This is a genomic window from Streptosporangium sp. NPDC023615 (assembly GCF_040640155.1).
Taxonomy (GTDB): domain Bacteria; phylum Actinomycetota; class Actinomycetes; order Streptosporangiales; family Streptosporangiaceae; genus Streptosporangium.
The window spans coordinates 26,024-39,632 of sequence record NZ_JBFABE010000076.1 but is presented as its reverse complement, the minus strand read 5'-3'; the positions used below and the strand labels follow the sequence as shown (position 1 = coordinate 39,632).

The window sequence follows — 13,609 nt, the reverse complement described above, 5'->3', positions numbered from 1 at the left end:
CGGCCGGGGACGGGCGGGAACGCCTCTCGGCCGGACAGGAGCGGGAACGGCTCGACACCGGACAGCTACCGTGCGCCGCCCTACATCCCGCCGACCGGCACTACGCTGAACACGATCACTCACCGGAGGAACGTGATGAAGAAGTCCGACCGGCACCGCCTGATCCTGGACGTGATCCAGCGGACCGGCCGTCTACGTATTTCCGACATCGCCCGAGAAAGCGGCATGACCGAGATGACCATCCGCCGCGACCTGGAGGCACTGGAGCAGACCGGTGCGCTCAGCCGTGTCCATGGCGGAGCCGTCTCCATCGTCTCGCAGAGCCACTCGCCGCGCTATCAGGCACGCATCCTCAGTAACGCCGAGAACAAGCAACACATCGGCAAGGCCGCCGCCGAGCAGATCCGCGAGGGTGAGACGATCATCCTCGATGCCGGGTCCACCACCGCGAACGTTGCCCGCGCCCTCCTCGGAAGGCGCAACATCCGCGTCCTCACCGTGGACCTGCGCATCGCCTCCGAACTCGCCGACGACCCCGGCCTCACCGTCCTGCTCGCGGGCGGCGTGGTGAGACCGGTGGAGCACACGCTGTACAGCACCGAGACGCAGCGCGCGTTCGCCGAGTACAACTTCGACACCTACATCATGAGTGCGAGCGGCCTGGACGCGACCAGCGGTGTCACCGAGTACAACCCCGACGACGCGTTCGTCAAGCGTGCCGCCCTGGCCAGCGCCCGCCGCACCATCCTGGTCGCCGACGGCGGCAAGTTCGGCGTCACGACGTACGCGAAGGTGTGCGGTCTGGACGACGTCGACATCGTCATCACCGATGAGCAGGGCGCCGCGACCGAAACGGCCCGCGCGGCCGAGAGTGCCGGCACCCGGATCGTGGTCACCTGACATGAGCCGGCCCGCAGCCATCGCAGGCGTCGACGTCGGCGGCACGAAGATCGCCGTAGGCGTTCTGCACGCCGACGGCACCAGCACCCGGATAGGGGTCGAGCCGACCATCCGCGGCACGGGCGAGGCCAACGCCGCCACCGTGCGCACGCTGCTCCGCCGGGCTTGCGACACCTTCGCCATCGTGGCCGTCGGTCTTTCCGTCACCACCACGGTCGATGGCGACGGCCGCTTTCGCGATCTCACCTCCTGGATCGGCTGGCGCGGCTGGACGCCCGCCGACGTCCTGGGCGACATGCCCTGCGAGCTCCGGGACGGCGGCTCCGTCATCGCCGCGAACGACGCCGCCTGCGGCGCCCTGGCCGAATGGTCACTCGGCGCCGGGCGCGGCGCGAACGACACCCTCTTCGTCAGCCTCGGAACCGGCCTGTCGCACTCGCTCGTGCACGACGGTCGAGTACTGACCGGCGCACATGGCGGCGCGCTCTTCAGCGGGTATGCGCCTCCGGCGCGCTGCCCCTGGTCGACGTGCGAGGCGGACACCGTGGAAGGCATCTGCTCCGGTCCCGCACTGGCGGAGGCGTACCAGGGACCGGGCGCGAGAGACGCCAGACCCGTCCTGGACGACGCCCGTGACGGAGTTCCCGCTGCCAGAGACGTCGTGGACCACGCGGCCTGGCACCTTGGCGCGTACCTCGCTGGACTGGTCCAGTCGTACGACCCCGAGGTGGTCGTCATCGGCGGGGGACTGGGCACCGGCGCGCCCGGTTACGTTGAGCCCGCCGTGCGCACTGCCCGCGACCTCATCCGGCTGCCCTTCGCGTCCCGCGTTCCCTTCACGCCCGCGGCACTCGGCGCCGACTCCGGCTGGCTGGGCGCCGCCCTCACCGCTGCTCACGGGTTAGACCCCGCGTAGAGGCGGGTGGCCGAGGCCCGATCGACCAAATCGCCGTTTCGCGAGTGTGCTTGGGCAAGCCCCACCTGATCCAGGGCGAGGCTGCGCATGCTGGTTCGCCTGCGCAGTTCCAGCACCTGGCCGATCCGCCGCGGTACATCACCGATGAAGGTTATGGGCCGATGGTGTCCTCACCTCCAGCTCCGCTCACAGTTGCAGCACCAGCGTGAAGCACGAGGTGTGGTACTTCGGTGCGACCTTCCCGCCCCGCGTCGAGCCCGCCGTACGGGACGCGGGCACGGCCGGCGCGGCCCGCGCCCTGCGCGCCGCGCTGCCGGAACGGACGCCCCTCAGCGACGCGGAACGGCATCTGCTGACGGAGTGGCTGGACCGCCTCGCCGCCGACGGCTGAGACATCGTCCCCGCCGGGACGATCCTCGGGCGCGTCGGGCCGAGCCCGAGGGACGCCTCGTCCGGCACCCGCCGGACCGGCGGCGTTCGCGCCATACCCGGTCCCCGTACGGTCTCTGTATTGTTGCGCATTATTCGCAATAATGAGGGAGGCCTCATGCCCGACACCGGCCCGACGGTGCGGCGGTCCCTGTTCCTGCACGCGCCGATCCGGCGCGGGCCGCGCCTGATGCTGGAGCGCATGCTGGCCCTGGTGGACGACGACACCCCGCCCGACGGCCCCGAAGGCCCCGTCGCGGTGCTGGAGCGGCGGCTGGCCGAGCTGCTCGGCAAGGAAAGCGCGTTGTTCTTCCCCAGCGGGACGATGGCCCAGCAGACCGCGTTGCGCGTGCACGCCGACCGGAGCGGCCGGCGCACGTTCGCCGCCCACCCGCGGTCGCATCTGGACGTGTGGGAGGAGCAGGGGTACAACGCCGTCCACGGCCTGCGGATGCGCCGCACCGGCGACCTGCACGAGTCGATGACGGCCGAGGACCTGGCGGCGATCGGCGAGCCGCAGGCGGCGGTCGTGTGGGAGCTGCCGCAACGCGACATCGGCGGCCTGCTGCCCACCTGGGACGCCCTGTGCGAGCAGGTCGCGCTGGTGCGCGCCACCGGGGCGGCCGCGCACCTGGACGGCGCCCGGCTGTGGGAGGCCCAGAGCTACTACCGGCGGCCGTTCGCCGAGATCGCCGCCCTGTTCGACACCGTCTACGTCTCCCTGTACAAGAGCCTGCAAGGGGTGCGCGGCGCGGTGCTGGTCTCCGACGCGGCCACCGTGGAGGTGGCGAGGGTGTGGCGGCAACGGCTCGGCGGCGGCATCCGCGACGCCTGGCCGCTCGCCCTGGCCGCGCTGGTCCACCTGGACACCCTGGCCGACACGATGCCCGCCTACCGCGAGCACGCCATCGCCATCGCGGCCGCGGTCAACGCCGACGGCGTCGCTCGCGCCTGGCCCGACCCGCCGCAGACCCCGCTGTTCCACATCCACCTGCCGGCGGGCCGGCGCGCCGTCGAGCGAGCCGGTCAGGCGATCCTCGCCGAGCACGGCGTCCAGCTCTGGGGCCGGGTGCTCTCCGCGTCCGATCCCGGCCGTTGCGCCTTCGAGGTCAGTGTCGGCGAGAACGCCATGGAGTTCACCCCCGGCGAGGTCGTCGACCTCCTGCGCGATCTCCTCGCCCGCGCCGCCTCGGCCCCCGCCTCGGCCGCCGCCTCGGCCTCCGTGCGGTCGGAGGGGCCGGCCGTCCGGCCCGCGTGAGCGCCCGTGCGGCGTACCGCGCGCCGCACGGGCGAGGCGAGCGCTCCCCTCGTTCCCCGGCGGGAGGGCATGCGGCGGACCAGCGCGTCCCCGCCTTCTCCGGACGCCGGGTCACCTCGTGCTCGGCACGGGCTTCTTCTGGGCGTCGACGGCGGGCTGCCGGGAGCCGGCGGAGTGCCCGGGGCCGGCGGAGTGCCCGGGGCCGGCGGAGTGCCCGGGGCCGGCGGGCCGCCCGGACGTCCGGCGCGGCCCGGGGGTGCGGCGCCAGGCCCGGAACGGCCGGGCCCGCAGGACGACGACGGAGGACAGGACGAGCAGGCCGCCGACGAGCTGCACCGGGGTGAGGGACTCCGTCAGCGTGAGGGCGGCCAGCGCCGTGGTGACGACCGGTTCGAAGGTCGACAGGATGGCGGCGGTGGAGGGGCCGGTGCGCCGCAGGCCCGCGAAGAAGGTGAGCATCGCCACGACCGTGGACACGATGGCGATGCACCCCAGCCACAACCAGCCCCGCACGCCGAAGCCGAGGTCGACGCCGCCGGTGAGCAGGGCGCGGACGGCCAGGGTGAGGGTGGCTCCGGCCATCACCAGCGCGCAGAGCACCACCGGCGGCAGCCGGTGCACGACGGTGTCGGAGACCAGGATGTAGACCGTGTAGGTGACCGAGGCGCCGAAGGCCAGGAGCGCGCCGAGGGGATCGAAGTCCGGTCCGCCGGTACCGAGCAGGACGAGCAGCGTTCCGCAGCACGCGGCCACCAGCGCGGTGACCCGCCCGGCGGTCAGGCGGTCGCGGCCGAGCAGGACGGCCGCCACCGTGACCAGCAGCGGATAGGTGTAGAAGACCAGGGACAGCAGCGAGGCGTCCATCAGCTCCAGCGCCGAGAAGTACAGGCCGGCCTGCGCCGCGTACCCGACCGCGCCCAGCCCGAGGGCCGTCACCAGCACGCCGGCGGTCGCACGACCGGGACGGGGCGCCGAGGCGGAGGACGAGGGGCCGCGGCGAAGACCCGGCCGCAGGAGCAGCAGCAGCGCCAGCACGGCGGCCGCCAGGCCGAAACGCACCAGCAGCAACGCCGCGGGCGAGACGCCCGCGGAGTAGGCGAGCTTGCCGAAGACCGCCATGGCACCGAAGCACGCCGCTGACAACAGACACATCAGGGGACCCATGCCCCCAGCATCGACGGCCGCGACTCATCACGTCCAGCGACGATTGGTGGATGTGATTCGTTAGTGTTTGTGCATGATTGACTTTGATCTTCGTCGGCTCCGCGTGCTGCGCGAGGTCGAGGAGCGAGGGACGCTGGCCGCGGTCGCGGCCGCCCTGGGCTACAGCCCGTCCGCGGTCTCGCAACAGCTGAGCGTCCTGGAGAGGGAGGTCGGCGCGCGACTGCTCGAGAAGGCCGGGCGCGGGGTGCGGCTGACCGACGCCGGGCGGCTGCTGGCGCAGCACGCGCGGATCCTGCTGGCGGCGGCCGAAGCGGCGGCGGCGGACCTGGCGTCCCTGAGCGGTGAGGTCCGCGGCACCGTGCGCGCCGGCGGCCTGCAGTCGGCGGCGCGTCGCCTGCTGGTGCCCGCCGCGGCCCGCCTGATGCTCGAGCACCCGCTGGTGCGCGTGGAGGTCTCCGAGCTCGAACTGGAGCAGACCCTGCCGGGGCTGCGCCTGGGAGCGGTCGACCTGGTCGTCGGCGACGAGTACGACGGCCAGCCGCGTCCCCGGCCGGCGGGGCTGTGCTTCGCGCCGCTGCACGAGGAGCCGCTCAAGCTGGTGCTCTCACCGGCGCATCCGCTGGCCCGGGGGGAAGGGCCCGTCGCCCTGGCCTCGCTGCGCGAGGAGGTCTGGGTCGCCTCGGCCGCGGGCACCGGTCACCACACCATGGTGGTGGGGACCTGCCGGACCCTGGGCGGCTACGAACCCGACGTGCGGCACCGCTCCAACGACGCGGAGATCCAGCTCGAACTCGTGCGCACCACGGGGGCCGTCGGGCTGCTGCCGGTCCTGACGCTGCCGGCGGCGGACGCGGCGCTGGCGATCCGTGACGTCGCCGAGGCCGACGTCCGGCGTCGTCTCGTCGCGGTCACCCGGGAGGGGCCGACGGCTCCGGCGCTGAGAGCCCTCCTGGAGGCCGTGACCGATCAGGTGCGCCGGGTCGGCTGACACCTCTTCCCCTCCCCCGGCCGGCCGGCTTCCGTCCGCCGGAGGGCCGGGATCACAGCGTGGCCCTTCCTCGCCGGAGGCCGGTCCTCCGGCCTCCCGGCCGGATCGGTTGCCGGTTCGTACACACATATATCTAAAGTACTAGTAGCCTAGATATATGAGAGAACCGTTGATCGAGTTCTACCTGGACGCGAAATCCGGCGTGTCGCCGTACCAGCAGCTGGTCCAGCAGGTGCGGAACGCGCTGCGGCTCGGCCTGCTGAGCGAGGGCGATCAGCTACCGACCGTCAAGGAGGTCGTGGCGCGCCTGGCGATCAATCCCAACACCGTCCTGAAGGCCTACCGGGAGCTCGAGCACGAGGGCCTGGCCGCCGCCCGGCCGGGGGTGGGGACGTTCGTGACGGCGACCCTCACCGGCACCTCGCTGGCCGCGCACGGCCCGCTGCGGCTGGAGTTGCGACGCTGGCTGGCCAAGGCCCGCCGGGCCGGCCTCGACGACGAGAGCATCGAGGCCCTCTTCACGACCACCTTTCGTACCGCCGCTCAGGAGGACATAGCGTGACCGCCGTTGTGGAGGCCCAGGCGCTGGGCAAGAGGTACGGCAGGCACTGGGCGCTGCGCGATTGCACCGTCGGCATCCCGGCGGGTCACGTCGTCGGGCTGGTGGGTCCCAACGGAGCCGGCAAGACCACGCTGCTGAAGCTGGCCACCGGTCAGCTGGAGCCCACGACGGGCGACATCGCCGTGCTGGGCGGCCGTCCCGCAGGCGGCCGCGCGCAACTGGCCAAGGTCGGCTTCGTCGCCCAGGACACCCCCGTCTACGCCGGGCTCAGCATCGCCGACCACCTGCGGCTGGGAGCGCGGCTCAACCCCGGCTGGGACGACGGCATGGCACGGGAACGCGTCGCGCGCCTGGGGCTCGACCCCGCCCACCGGGCGGGCAGGCTGTCGGGCGGTCAGCGCGCCCAGCTCGCCCTCACCCTGGGCCTGGCCAAGCGGCCCGAGCTGCTGATCCTGGACGAGCCCGTGGCCTCGCTCGACCCGCTGGCCCGCCGCGAGTTCATGCAGGGGCTGATGGAGGCCGTCGCCGAGCACGAGCTCAGCGTCGTGCTCTCCTCCCACCTGGTCTCCGACCTGGAGCGGATCTGCGACTTCCTGATCGTGCTGGTCGACTCCCGCGTGGAGGTGGCCGGGGAGACCGACGCGCTGCTGGCCACCCATCACCGGCTCACCGGCCCGCGCCGCGATCCCGACCGGCTCCCCGCCCACCAGCACGTGGTCTCCGCGCGCCACACCGACCGGCAGAGCACCTACGTGATCCGTACCGACGCCCCGATCCACGACCCCGCCTGGACGGTCACCCGGCTCGGCCTGGAGGACCTCGTGCTGGCCTACATGGAGAAACGCGTCATAGAGAGCCGGCACACCACCGAGAGCCGGCCCGTCACCCTGGAGGCGCGGCGATGATCTGGCTGACCTGGCGCCAGTTCCGCGGCTCGGCCGCGATGATGGCCGCCCTGCTCCTCACCCTCACCGTCACCCTGGTCCTGACCGGCCCGGACCTGGCCTCCCGCTACTCCACCGGGCTCGCCGCCTGCGTCCGGGACGACTCCTGCGTCCGCTTCTACGACCGTTTCTTCGACCAGTACGAGCTGCCCTTCGTGGCCGTCAGCCTCGTCGTGCTGCTCCTGCCGGCCCTGGTCGGGCTCTTCTGGGGGGCGCCGTTGATCACCCGTGAGCTGGAGGCGGGCACGCACCTGCTGGTGTGGAACCAGAGCGTCACCCGCGGCCGCTGGCTGGCGGTCAAGCTCGGTCTCATCGGCCTGACCGCCGTGGCCGCCGCCTGCGTCTGCGGCCTCGTGGTGACCTGGTGGTCCGGCCCCCTGGACAGGTCGGCCATTCCCGAGCTGGCCGTGATGGCTCCCCTGGTGTTCGGCGCGCGCGGCATCACCCCGATGGGGTACGCGGCCTTCGCCTTCGTCCTGGGGGTGAGCGTGGGCATGCTGGTGCGCCGCACGCTGCCCGCCATGGCCCTCACCCTGGCCGCCTTCGTCGCGATCCAGGTCGCCATGCCGCTGCTGGTCCGCCCCCACCTGATGCCCCCGGTCACGTCGACCTTCGAGATCAGCGAGGCGAACACCCGGGGCATCGGCATCGACGGGGACACGGGGGCGGCGCACATCATGCTGAGGGCGGCCGTCCCCGGCCAGACCGGCGCCTGGGCCCTGTCCCACGAGCTCCTCGACCCGTCCGGGCGCCGGATCGCCGGCATCGGCGAGGAGGGCCCGGTCAGGGTCTCCACCACCTCCGGCGCCTGCAGACCGGCGGGGGGACCGCCGAACATGGGCACCTGCCTGGCCGAGATCAACAGCCTCGGCTACCGGCAGCGGGCGACCTACCAGCCCCTTGAGCGCTTCTGGCCCTTCCAGTGGATCGAGACCGGCATCTACGCCCTCCTGACCGCCGGCCTCACCTGGTTCTGCTTCTGGTGGGTCCGAAGGCGCCTGTCGTGACCGCCACCGGAACCATCGCCGCAACCGCCGCCGGGACCGGCGTCAGGACCATCGCCGGGACCGGCGTCAGGACCGCCGTCGGGATCGCGGCCGCCGGGCTCGCCCTCCTGCTGACGGCGGCCTGCACCGCGCCGGCACCGCCGCGCGCCCAGGCGAGCCCGGCGGCCGCTACGGTCTGCGCCCGCCCCCAGGGCCCTCCCCAGGCGGAGACGGCCACCACGATCGACGTCGTCGAGCAGGCCTACCTGTGCATCCTCGGCAACTACTACGGCGGTGCGACCCTGGACGCCCGCTCGCTGCTGACCGCCGGATTCGCCGCCCTGACGCGGGAGCTGGTGCGCCGGGGACGCGACGTGCCCGAGGCGACCATGCCCGCGCTGACCGGCGACCGGAAGGCCGACTGGGCCGCCTTCGAGACCGCCTACCGCACGGTCACCGACCGGGTCCCCGACCTGCGCGAGAAGCTGGCCGTCACCGTCCTCGAGGCCGTCGTGGCCGCCCTGGACGACAACCACGCCCGCTGGGCGCATGACGTCAGGCGGCCCCCGGACTTCTACGACGGCGACGGCTACGGCCTTGGACTGCAGGCGAACGTCACCGGCCCGCAGGCGGACGGCGACCCCGGTGCCGTCCCTCCCCCGCTGTTCGTCACCGCCGTGCAGGGCGGCGCCGCGCGGGCCGCCGGCCTGCGCCCCGGCGACGTCATCGAATCGATCGACGGCTCGGCGCCCTTCGCCGGCGACGAGGCCGGCCCCGTCGTCGCCGCCCTCTACCCGCGGTACCCGGAAGCCCGCCCGGTCCGGCTGCGGCTCCTGCGGCAGGCCACCGGCCGCCGCTGGACCGTCACGCTCAGGCCCGGCCTCTACCGGCGCGACCTGGCCGACCTGCAGGTGGTGCGCTCGGAACTGCTGAACGCCGACGGTGCCGACGCCGGTGACGCCGCCGGCGGTGCCGACGCCGGTACCGGTGAGGTCGCGTATGTGCGGATGACCGGATTCGCCCCCGACTCCGCGAACCGGGTCTTCAAGGCCGTCTCCAGGTTGCGCACCGGCCGGACGCTGTCCGGCCTCGTGCTGGACCTGCGCGGCAACGGCGGCGGCAGTCCCGTGGAGGCGACCCGGCTGGTGAGCGCGTTCGCCCGCGGCGAGGTGACCGCCTACCAGTGCACCGTGGACGGCAGATGCGCGGCCATGCGGACCGACGACACCGTCGAGCCGCTCCACCTGCCGCTGGTGGTGCTCGTCGACCGGGGCTGCGCCTCGGCGTGCGAGCACTTCACCTCCGCCGTCAAGGACCTGCGCGCCGGCCGGCTGGTCGGCACCAGGACCGCCGGCGTCATCTCCGGCCCGGCCCAGCCCTACCTGCTCGCAGACAACACCGTGCTGAGCTTTCCCGCCAGGCACCACCTCGGGCCCGAACGCGAGGTGATCGACCGGATCGGCGTGCCGCCCGACCACCAGGTGGCCCCGACCCCGCAGGACGCGGCCGCCGGACGCGACCCCGTGCTGGCCAAGGCCCTGACCCTGCTACGCGGATGAACGGACCTCCCATGAGACAGCTCCCGGTGGCCGCAGCGGGACTGGCCGTCCTGGCCGCCCTGGGCGCGGCCGCCTGCTCCGCGCCCGCGCCGCCCAGGGCCGACGTCCCGCCGGTCACCCCGACCGGTCCCGTCACCCTGCCGGCCCCCACCGGTCCCCATCCGGTCGGCACCACCGCCCTGTACCTGACCGACACCTCCCGTCCCGATCCCTGGGACCCCGACGCCGACGCCAGGGAGCTCAAGGTCACCCTGTGGTACCCGGCCGGGCGGCGGGACGGGCCGAGGGCGCCGTACATGACGCCGAAGGAGTCGGAGCTCCTCCTGAAGGGGGGCGGGATCGCGAGCGCGCCGTACGACACGCTGAGCACGACGCGCACGAACGCGGTCGGGGACGCCGGCCCCGCCAGGGGGAGGTTTCCGCTGGTGGTGCTCTCCCCCGGCTTCACCAAGCCGGTGAGCACCCTCACCTCCCTGGCCGAGGACCTGGCCGCCCGGGGGTACGTCGTGGCCGGCGTCGACCACACGCACGAGAGCCACGCCACGACCTTCCCCGGCGGGAGGGTCGCCGAGTGCCTCGCCTGCGACAGCGACACCGACCCGGGCTTCGGCGCGGGAGTGGTCCAGGGACGGGCCGCCGACGTCTCCTTCGTGCTCGACCGGCTGCCCTCGGAGTGGGACGGCTCGGGCGTGATCGACCGCTCCCGGATCGCGATGGCGGGCCAGTCGATGGGCGGCGCCGCCGCCGTGGCGGCCATGGTGAAGGACCCCCGCGTGCGCGCCGGGATCGACATGGACGGTACCACCTACGCCCGCATCCCCAAGGGGGGCCTCTCCCGGCCGTTCATGTTCCTCGGGTCGCCGCAACACGTCCCCGGCGGCGCCGACACCTCCTGGGACCGCGACTGGAGGTTGCTGACCGGGTGGAAGCGCTGGCTGGTGCTGTCGGGCGCCGAGCACCAGTCCTTCACCGACCTGCCGCTGCTGGCGGGCGCCCTCGGCGTCAGGCCGGCTCCGGGCGTCCTCGCGGCGGCGCGCTCCTCCGAGCTCACCCGCGCCTACGTGGCGGCCTTCCTCGACCTGCACCTGAAGTCGCGGCGGCAGCCCCTCCTGGAGAAGCCGTCACCGCGCCACCCCGAGGTGGGGTTCTGTCCCACCGCGTGCGGCCGGCCCTGAGGCGGGCGCCGTTCACCCGGTGACCGTACGCGGCTCCGGCCGGTCCACGGTGCCCGAGGAAGGAGACGACGCCGCGGCAACGATCCTCACGAGTTCCTCGACGACGCGCTCGCGCAGCTCCGGGGTGACCGTCACGCCCGTCTGCGGCTGCCTGCCGGGCTCACCCACGCCCTCCCGGCTCGCCCGGCGCGCCGCGCAGCAGTTCGGCGCCCAGGCCCTCGAGCCAGTCGGCGGTGCCCTGTTCGCGCCAGGCGGGCTCCTCACGGCCGTCGAGGAACGTCGCCTGCTCGGTGAGCAGCAGCCGGGTGCCCTCACCGTCCGGGCCGAACTCCACGGTGGTGAGCGAGACGGTCGACAGGTTCTTCCCGGCGTGCAGGATGGAGGAGTAGACGATCCGCTCGTCCGTGACGATGTCGTGGTAGACGGAGGTGTACGTCAGGGCGGTCCCCTCCTCGTGACGCCCGCGGTTGACCTCCCGGCCGCCGACGCGGAAGTCCAGCTCGTGCTCGGCGGCGGCGCCGGCGAACCAGCGGGCCTTGGCGGCGGGGTCGGCCCAGGCGGCGAACACGCGCGCCGGCGGGGCCGGGTAGAGACGTTCGAGGCCGAAGGTGGCCCGGGTGACGGAACGGCCGGTCATGACGTGCTCCCCTGGTCGGGTGTTTCGGGATGTGCGGTCAGTTCGTCCCCGAGCCGGTCGAGGCGCTTCTCCCAGGGCGTGCGCTGGCGCACGATCCAGTCCTCGACCGCCCGCAGCACCTCCGGCTCGACGTGACAGGTGCGGACCCGGCCGACCTTCTCCGATCGGACCAGGCCGCACGCCTCCAGCACCTGCAGGTGCTGCATCACCGCCGGCAGGGACATGGGCACGGGGTGGGCGAGATCGCTGACCGAGGCCGGACCGCGGACCAGCCGCTCGACCATGGCGCGCCGGGTCGCGTCCGCCAGTGCCTGGAAGACCCGGTCCAGCGACACCCCATTGTTAAGCATGTACTTAACCATAATCGCGGCCGGCCGGACGGTCAAGCATCTCCTTAACTTTTCGGGGGTGCGGGAGGGGCGGGGACGACGGTGCCGCACGGGCGTCGCGGATCCGCCGGAACCTCTCCCGGAACCTCTTGCGCCACTTCTTCGGGCCCCTCTTGCGGCACCGGGCCACGGCCGCCCGTACGGCCCGCGCCGCGACCCGGGCCCTCGGCCCGCGCGCCTACCGGTCCGGCCGCACGCGGGGAACGGCCTCCAGCAGTGAACGCAGCAGTCGCGCGGCGGTCTCGGCGGAGACCTCGCCGGGGGTGTTCACGATCTGGGAGGCGAGCCCGTCGACGAACGTGTGCAGGAGCGCCGCCCAGAGCTCGACCCGGGCGTCGGGGTGCGGACGCGTCGCCTGGTCCGGTTCGCGGATCGACTCGTACCCGCACAGGACGGCGACGCACTGGCGATACAGCGCCCGCTGGTCGCCCCACGACACGGAGCCCCCCTCCGGAGGGTGGCGGCGCTCCCATTCCACGATCGCCGACCACAGCACGTACTCCTCGCGCCGCTCGGCGTCGAGCGGCAGCATCTCCTCCGCGATCGTGGCGATCCGTTCGACCACCGAACCCTGGGTGCGCGTCCGCTGGACGCGTGGCAGGACGCGCCGGCGCAGGGTGTCGGTGGCCACCTGGACGGCGTAGGCCTGCAGCTCGTGCTGGTTGCCGAAGTAGTGCCGCAGCGACCCGGTGGACCAGCCGGCCTCGGCCGCGACTCCGCGGACGGTCACCCCGGCGAGGCCCTCGCGCAGGATGATCCGCACGGCCACCTCGCCGAGCTCGGCCCGCCGCCTTTCGTGATCGACCAGTCGCGGCATGTTCACATGCTAACACCCCTGTGCTACTTTAACTGACACGGCCGTGTTATTACGATTCGTTGACCTCTGGAGAGGATCGGTTTGTCCATCGAGACCATCGGGGCGGTGCTCGGGCTGGCCCTGCTCGACACGCTGAGCCCCACCGTGATCGGGGTGACCATCTACCTTCTGCTGGCCAGGCCGCGCCGCGTGGCCGCGCTTCTCGGCGTCTACCTCGGATCGGTCGCGGTCGCCTACTTCGCCCTGGGCGTGTTGCTCATGCTCGGTCTGGGCGCCGTCATGCCGATCGTCGACGACACCGTGTGGGCCTGGGGGCAGGCCGTCGTCGGCGTGGCGCTCATCGTGGGCAGCTACTTCATCCCCGACGGGAAACCCGGACGCGCGTCCGCCGGCGGCCGGTCCTTCGGCGTGGGCTCGATGCTGCTGCTGGGGCTGGGGACCTGGTTGTTCGAGTTCGCCACCGCCGTGCCGTACTTCGGTGCGATCGGCATCATGACCGCGGCCGGCCTGACCGCCGCCCAGTGGCTGCCGCTCCTCGGCGTGTACGTGACCATCATGGTGGTGCCGGGCATCCTGCTCTTCATCGCCTGGGCCGCCCTGGGCGAGCGGATGCGCGAACGGTTCGAACGCTGGGAGAAGAAGCTCTCCTCCGGATCGCGCTCGACGCTGCGCTGGATCGTCGGGATAGCCGGGGTCCTCATCCTCCTGGACGCGGCACCGGACCAGATCACCTTCACGACGACGCGCTGAGACCCGCGCCGTCCCCTTCGCGACCCCCGTGTCCCCCCGTGTCCCCCGCCGCGTCCCCTGGGACCCGTCGCACGCACGCGCCCGGCGGAACGGGTCGCCTTTGCGCGCGATCCGCTCCGCCGGCCGGGAACGGCA

At 73.1% G+C, this 13,609-nt stretch carries 16 protein-coding genes; 11 read left to right on the top strand and 5 right to left on the bottom strand.

From position 1 onward, the window contains the following. The 4 genes from AB0G16_RS33535 to AB0G16_RS33520 all read left to right on the top strand — a co-directional run. Window positions 1-900, top strand: a 900-nt coding sequence (locus AB0G16_RS33535; RefSeq protein WP_362814192.1) for a DeoR/GlpR family DNA-binding transcription regulator, incomplete at its 5' end; no start/stop codon positions are given. Window position 901: 1 nt separating this feature from the next. Next, entirely contained in the window at window positions 902-1,816 is a 915-nt protein-coding gene (locus tag AB0G16_RS33530; protein ID WP_362814190.1) for an ROK family protein, read from the top strand. 205 nt (window positions 1,817-2,021) lie between these two features. Beyond that, window positions 2,022-2,207, top strand: coding sequence for a hypothetical protein (locus tag AB0G16_RS33525; protein ID WP_362814188.1), 186 nt, complete (start codon window positions 2,022-2,024; stop codon window positions 2,205-2,207). A 156-nt stretch (window positions 2,208-2,363) separates the two neighbouring features. After that, window positions 2,364-3,503 (top strand): beta-eliminating lyase-related protein, encoded by a 1,140-nt coding sequence (locus AB0G16_RS33520; RefSeq protein ID WP_362814186.1) that lies wholly within the window; start codon window positions 2,364-2,366, stop codon window positions 3,501-3,503. A 111-nt stretch (window positions 3,504-3,614) separates the two neighbouring features. On the opposite strand, the gene AB0G16_RS33515 is transcribed toward AB0G16_RS33520, so the two are convergent. Continuing rightward, the gene (locus tag AB0G16_RS33515) at window positions 3,615-4,655 is read right to left on the bottom strand and encodes a DMT family transporter (protein WP_362814184.1); all 1,041 of its coding nucleotides are present in this window, start codon (window positions 4,653-4,655) and stop codon (window positions 3,615-3,617) included. 85 nt (window positions 4,656-4,740) lie between these two features. On the opposite strand from AB0G16_RS33515, the gene AB0G16_RS33510 reads away from it, so the two are divergent. The 6 genes from AB0G16_RS33510 to AB0G16_RS33485 all read left to right on the top strand — a co-directional run bounded on the left by AB0G16_RS33510 (window position 4,741) and on the right by AB0G16_RS33485 (window position 10,881). Further along, window positions 4,741-5,655 carry a LysR family transcriptional regulator gene (locus AB0G16_RS33510; protein WP_362814182.1) on the top strand — a complete coding sequence of 305 codons (915 nt, stop codon included), beginning with the start codon at window positions 4,741-4,743 and terminating at the stop codon, window positions 5,653-5,655. 157 nt (window positions 5,656-5,812) lie between these two features. Continuing rightward, on the top strand, window positions 5,813-6,217 hold the full coding sequence (locus AB0G16_RS33505; protein WP_362814180.1) for a GntR family transcriptional regulator: 405 nt from the start codon (window positions 5,813-5,815) through the stop codon (window positions 6,215-6,217). After that, entirely contained in the window at window positions 6,214-7,122 is a 909-nt protein-coding gene (locus AB0G16_RS33500; protein WP_362814178.1) for an ABC transporter ATP-binding protein, read from the top strand. Before AB0G16_RS33505 ends, AB0G16_RS33500 begins: the two co-directional genes overlap by 4 nt. Beyond that, a complete protein-coding gene (locus AB0G16_RS33495; protein WP_362814176.1) occupies window positions 7,119-8,168 on the top strand; it encodes an ABC transporter permease in 1,050 nt (349 codons plus the stop codon). The genes AB0G16_RS33500 and AB0G16_RS33495 overlap by 4 nt, the downstream gene beginning before the upstream one ends. Next, window positions 8,165-9,706 carry a S41 family peptidase gene (locus AB0G16_RS33490; RefSeq protein WP_362814174.1) on the top strand — a complete coding sequence of 514 codons (1,542 nt, stop codon included), beginning with the start codon at window positions 8,165-8,167 and terminating at the stop codon, window positions 9,704-9,706. The genes AB0G16_RS33495 and AB0G16_RS33490 overlap by 4 nt, the downstream gene beginning before the upstream one ends. 11 nt (window positions 9,707-9,717) lie before the next feature. Beyond that, on the top strand, window positions 9,718-10,881 hold the full coding sequence (locus AB0G16_RS33485) for an alpha/beta hydrolase (protein WP_362814172.1): 1,164 nt from the start codon (window positions 9,718-9,720) through the stop codon (window positions 10,879-10,881). Window positions 10,882-10,893: 12 nt separating this feature from the next. Here AB0G16_RS33485 and AB0G16_RS33480 read toward each other — a convergent pair whose 3' ends face one another. The 4 genes from AB0G16_RS33480 to AB0G16_RS33465 form a co-directional block, all read right to left on the bottom strand. After that, the gene (locus AB0G16_RS33480; protein ID WP_362814170.1) at window positions 10,894-11,049 is read right to left on the bottom strand and encodes a hypothetical protein; all 156 of its coding nucleotides are present in this window, start codon (window positions 11,047-11,049) and stop codon (window positions 10,894-10,896) included. Then, on the bottom strand, window positions 11,042-11,518 hold the full coding sequence (locus tag AB0G16_RS33475) for an SRPBCC family protein (RefSeq protein WP_362814168.1): 477 nt from the start codon (window positions 11,516-11,518) through the stop codon (window positions 11,042-11,044). Before AB0G16_RS33475 ends, AB0G16_RS33480 begins: the two co-directional genes overlap by 8 nt. Then, entirely contained in the window at window positions 11,515-11,868 is a 354-nt protein-coding gene (locus AB0G16_RS33470) for a metalloregulator ArsR/SmtB family transcription factor (protein ID WP_362814166.1), read from the bottom strand. Before AB0G16_RS33470 ends, AB0G16_RS33475 begins: the two co-directional genes overlap by 4 nt. Before the next feature lie 217 nt (window positions 11,869-12,085). Beyond that, the gene (locus AB0G16_RS33465) at window positions 12,086-12,724 is read right to left on the bottom strand and encodes a TetR family transcriptional regulator C-terminal domain-containing protein (protein ID WP_362814164.1); all 639 of its coding nucleotides are present in this window, start codon (window positions 12,722-12,724) and stop codon (window positions 12,086-12,088) included. Between the two features lie 81 nt (window positions 12,725-12,805). Here AB0G16_RS33465 and AB0G16_RS33460 point away from each other — a divergent pair, with 81 nt between their 5' ends. After that, window positions 12,806-13,474, top strand: coding sequence for a GAP family protein (locus AB0G16_RS33460; RefSeq protein ID WP_362814162.1), 669 nt, complete (start codon window positions 12,806-12,808; stop codon window positions 13,472-13,474). The last annotated feature ends 135 nt before the right edge of the window (window positions 13,475-13,609 follow it).

Coding starts and splice junctions, on each gene's coding strand:
- AB0G16_RS33530 (WP_362814190.1), top strand. CDS start 902: ATGAGCCGGCCCGCAGCCATCGCAGGCGTCGACGTCGGCGGCACGAAG.
- AB0G16_RS33520 (WP_362814186.1), top strand. CDS start 2,364: ATGCCCGACACCGGCCCGACGGTGCGGCGGTCCCTGTTCCTGCACGCG.
- AB0G16_RS33515 (WP_362814184.1), bottom strand. CDS start 4,655: ATGTGTCTGTTGTCAGCGGCGTGCTTCGGTGCCATGGCGGTCTTCGGC.
- AB0G16_RS33510 (WP_362814182.1), top strand. CDS start 4,741: ATGATTGACTTTGATCTTCGTCGGCTCCGCGTGCTGCGCGAGGTCGAG.
- AB0G16_RS33505 (WP_362814180.1), top strand. CDS start 5,813: ATGAGAGAACCGTTGATCGAGTTCTACCTGGACGCGAAATCCGGCGTG.
- AB0G16_RS33495 (WP_362814176.1), top strand. CDS start 7,119: ATGATCTGGCTGACCTGGCGCCAGTTCCGCGGCTCGGCCGCGATGATG.
- AB0G16_RS33485 (WP_362814172.1), top strand. CDS start 9,718: ATGAGACAGCTCCCGGTGGCCGCAGCGGGACTGGCCGTCCTGGCCGCC.
- AB0G16_RS33475 (WP_362814168.1), bottom strand. CDS start 11,518: ATGACCGGCCGTTCCGTCACCCGGGCCACCTTCGGCCTCGAACGTCTC.
- AB0G16_RS33470 (WP_362814166.1), bottom strand. CDS start 11,868: ATGCTTAACAATGGGGTGTCGCTGGACCGGGTCTTCCAGGCACTGGCG.
- AB0G16_RS33465 (WP_362814164.1), bottom strand. CDS start 12,724: ATGCCGCGACTGGTCGATCACGAAAGGCGGCGGGCCGAGCTCGGCGAG.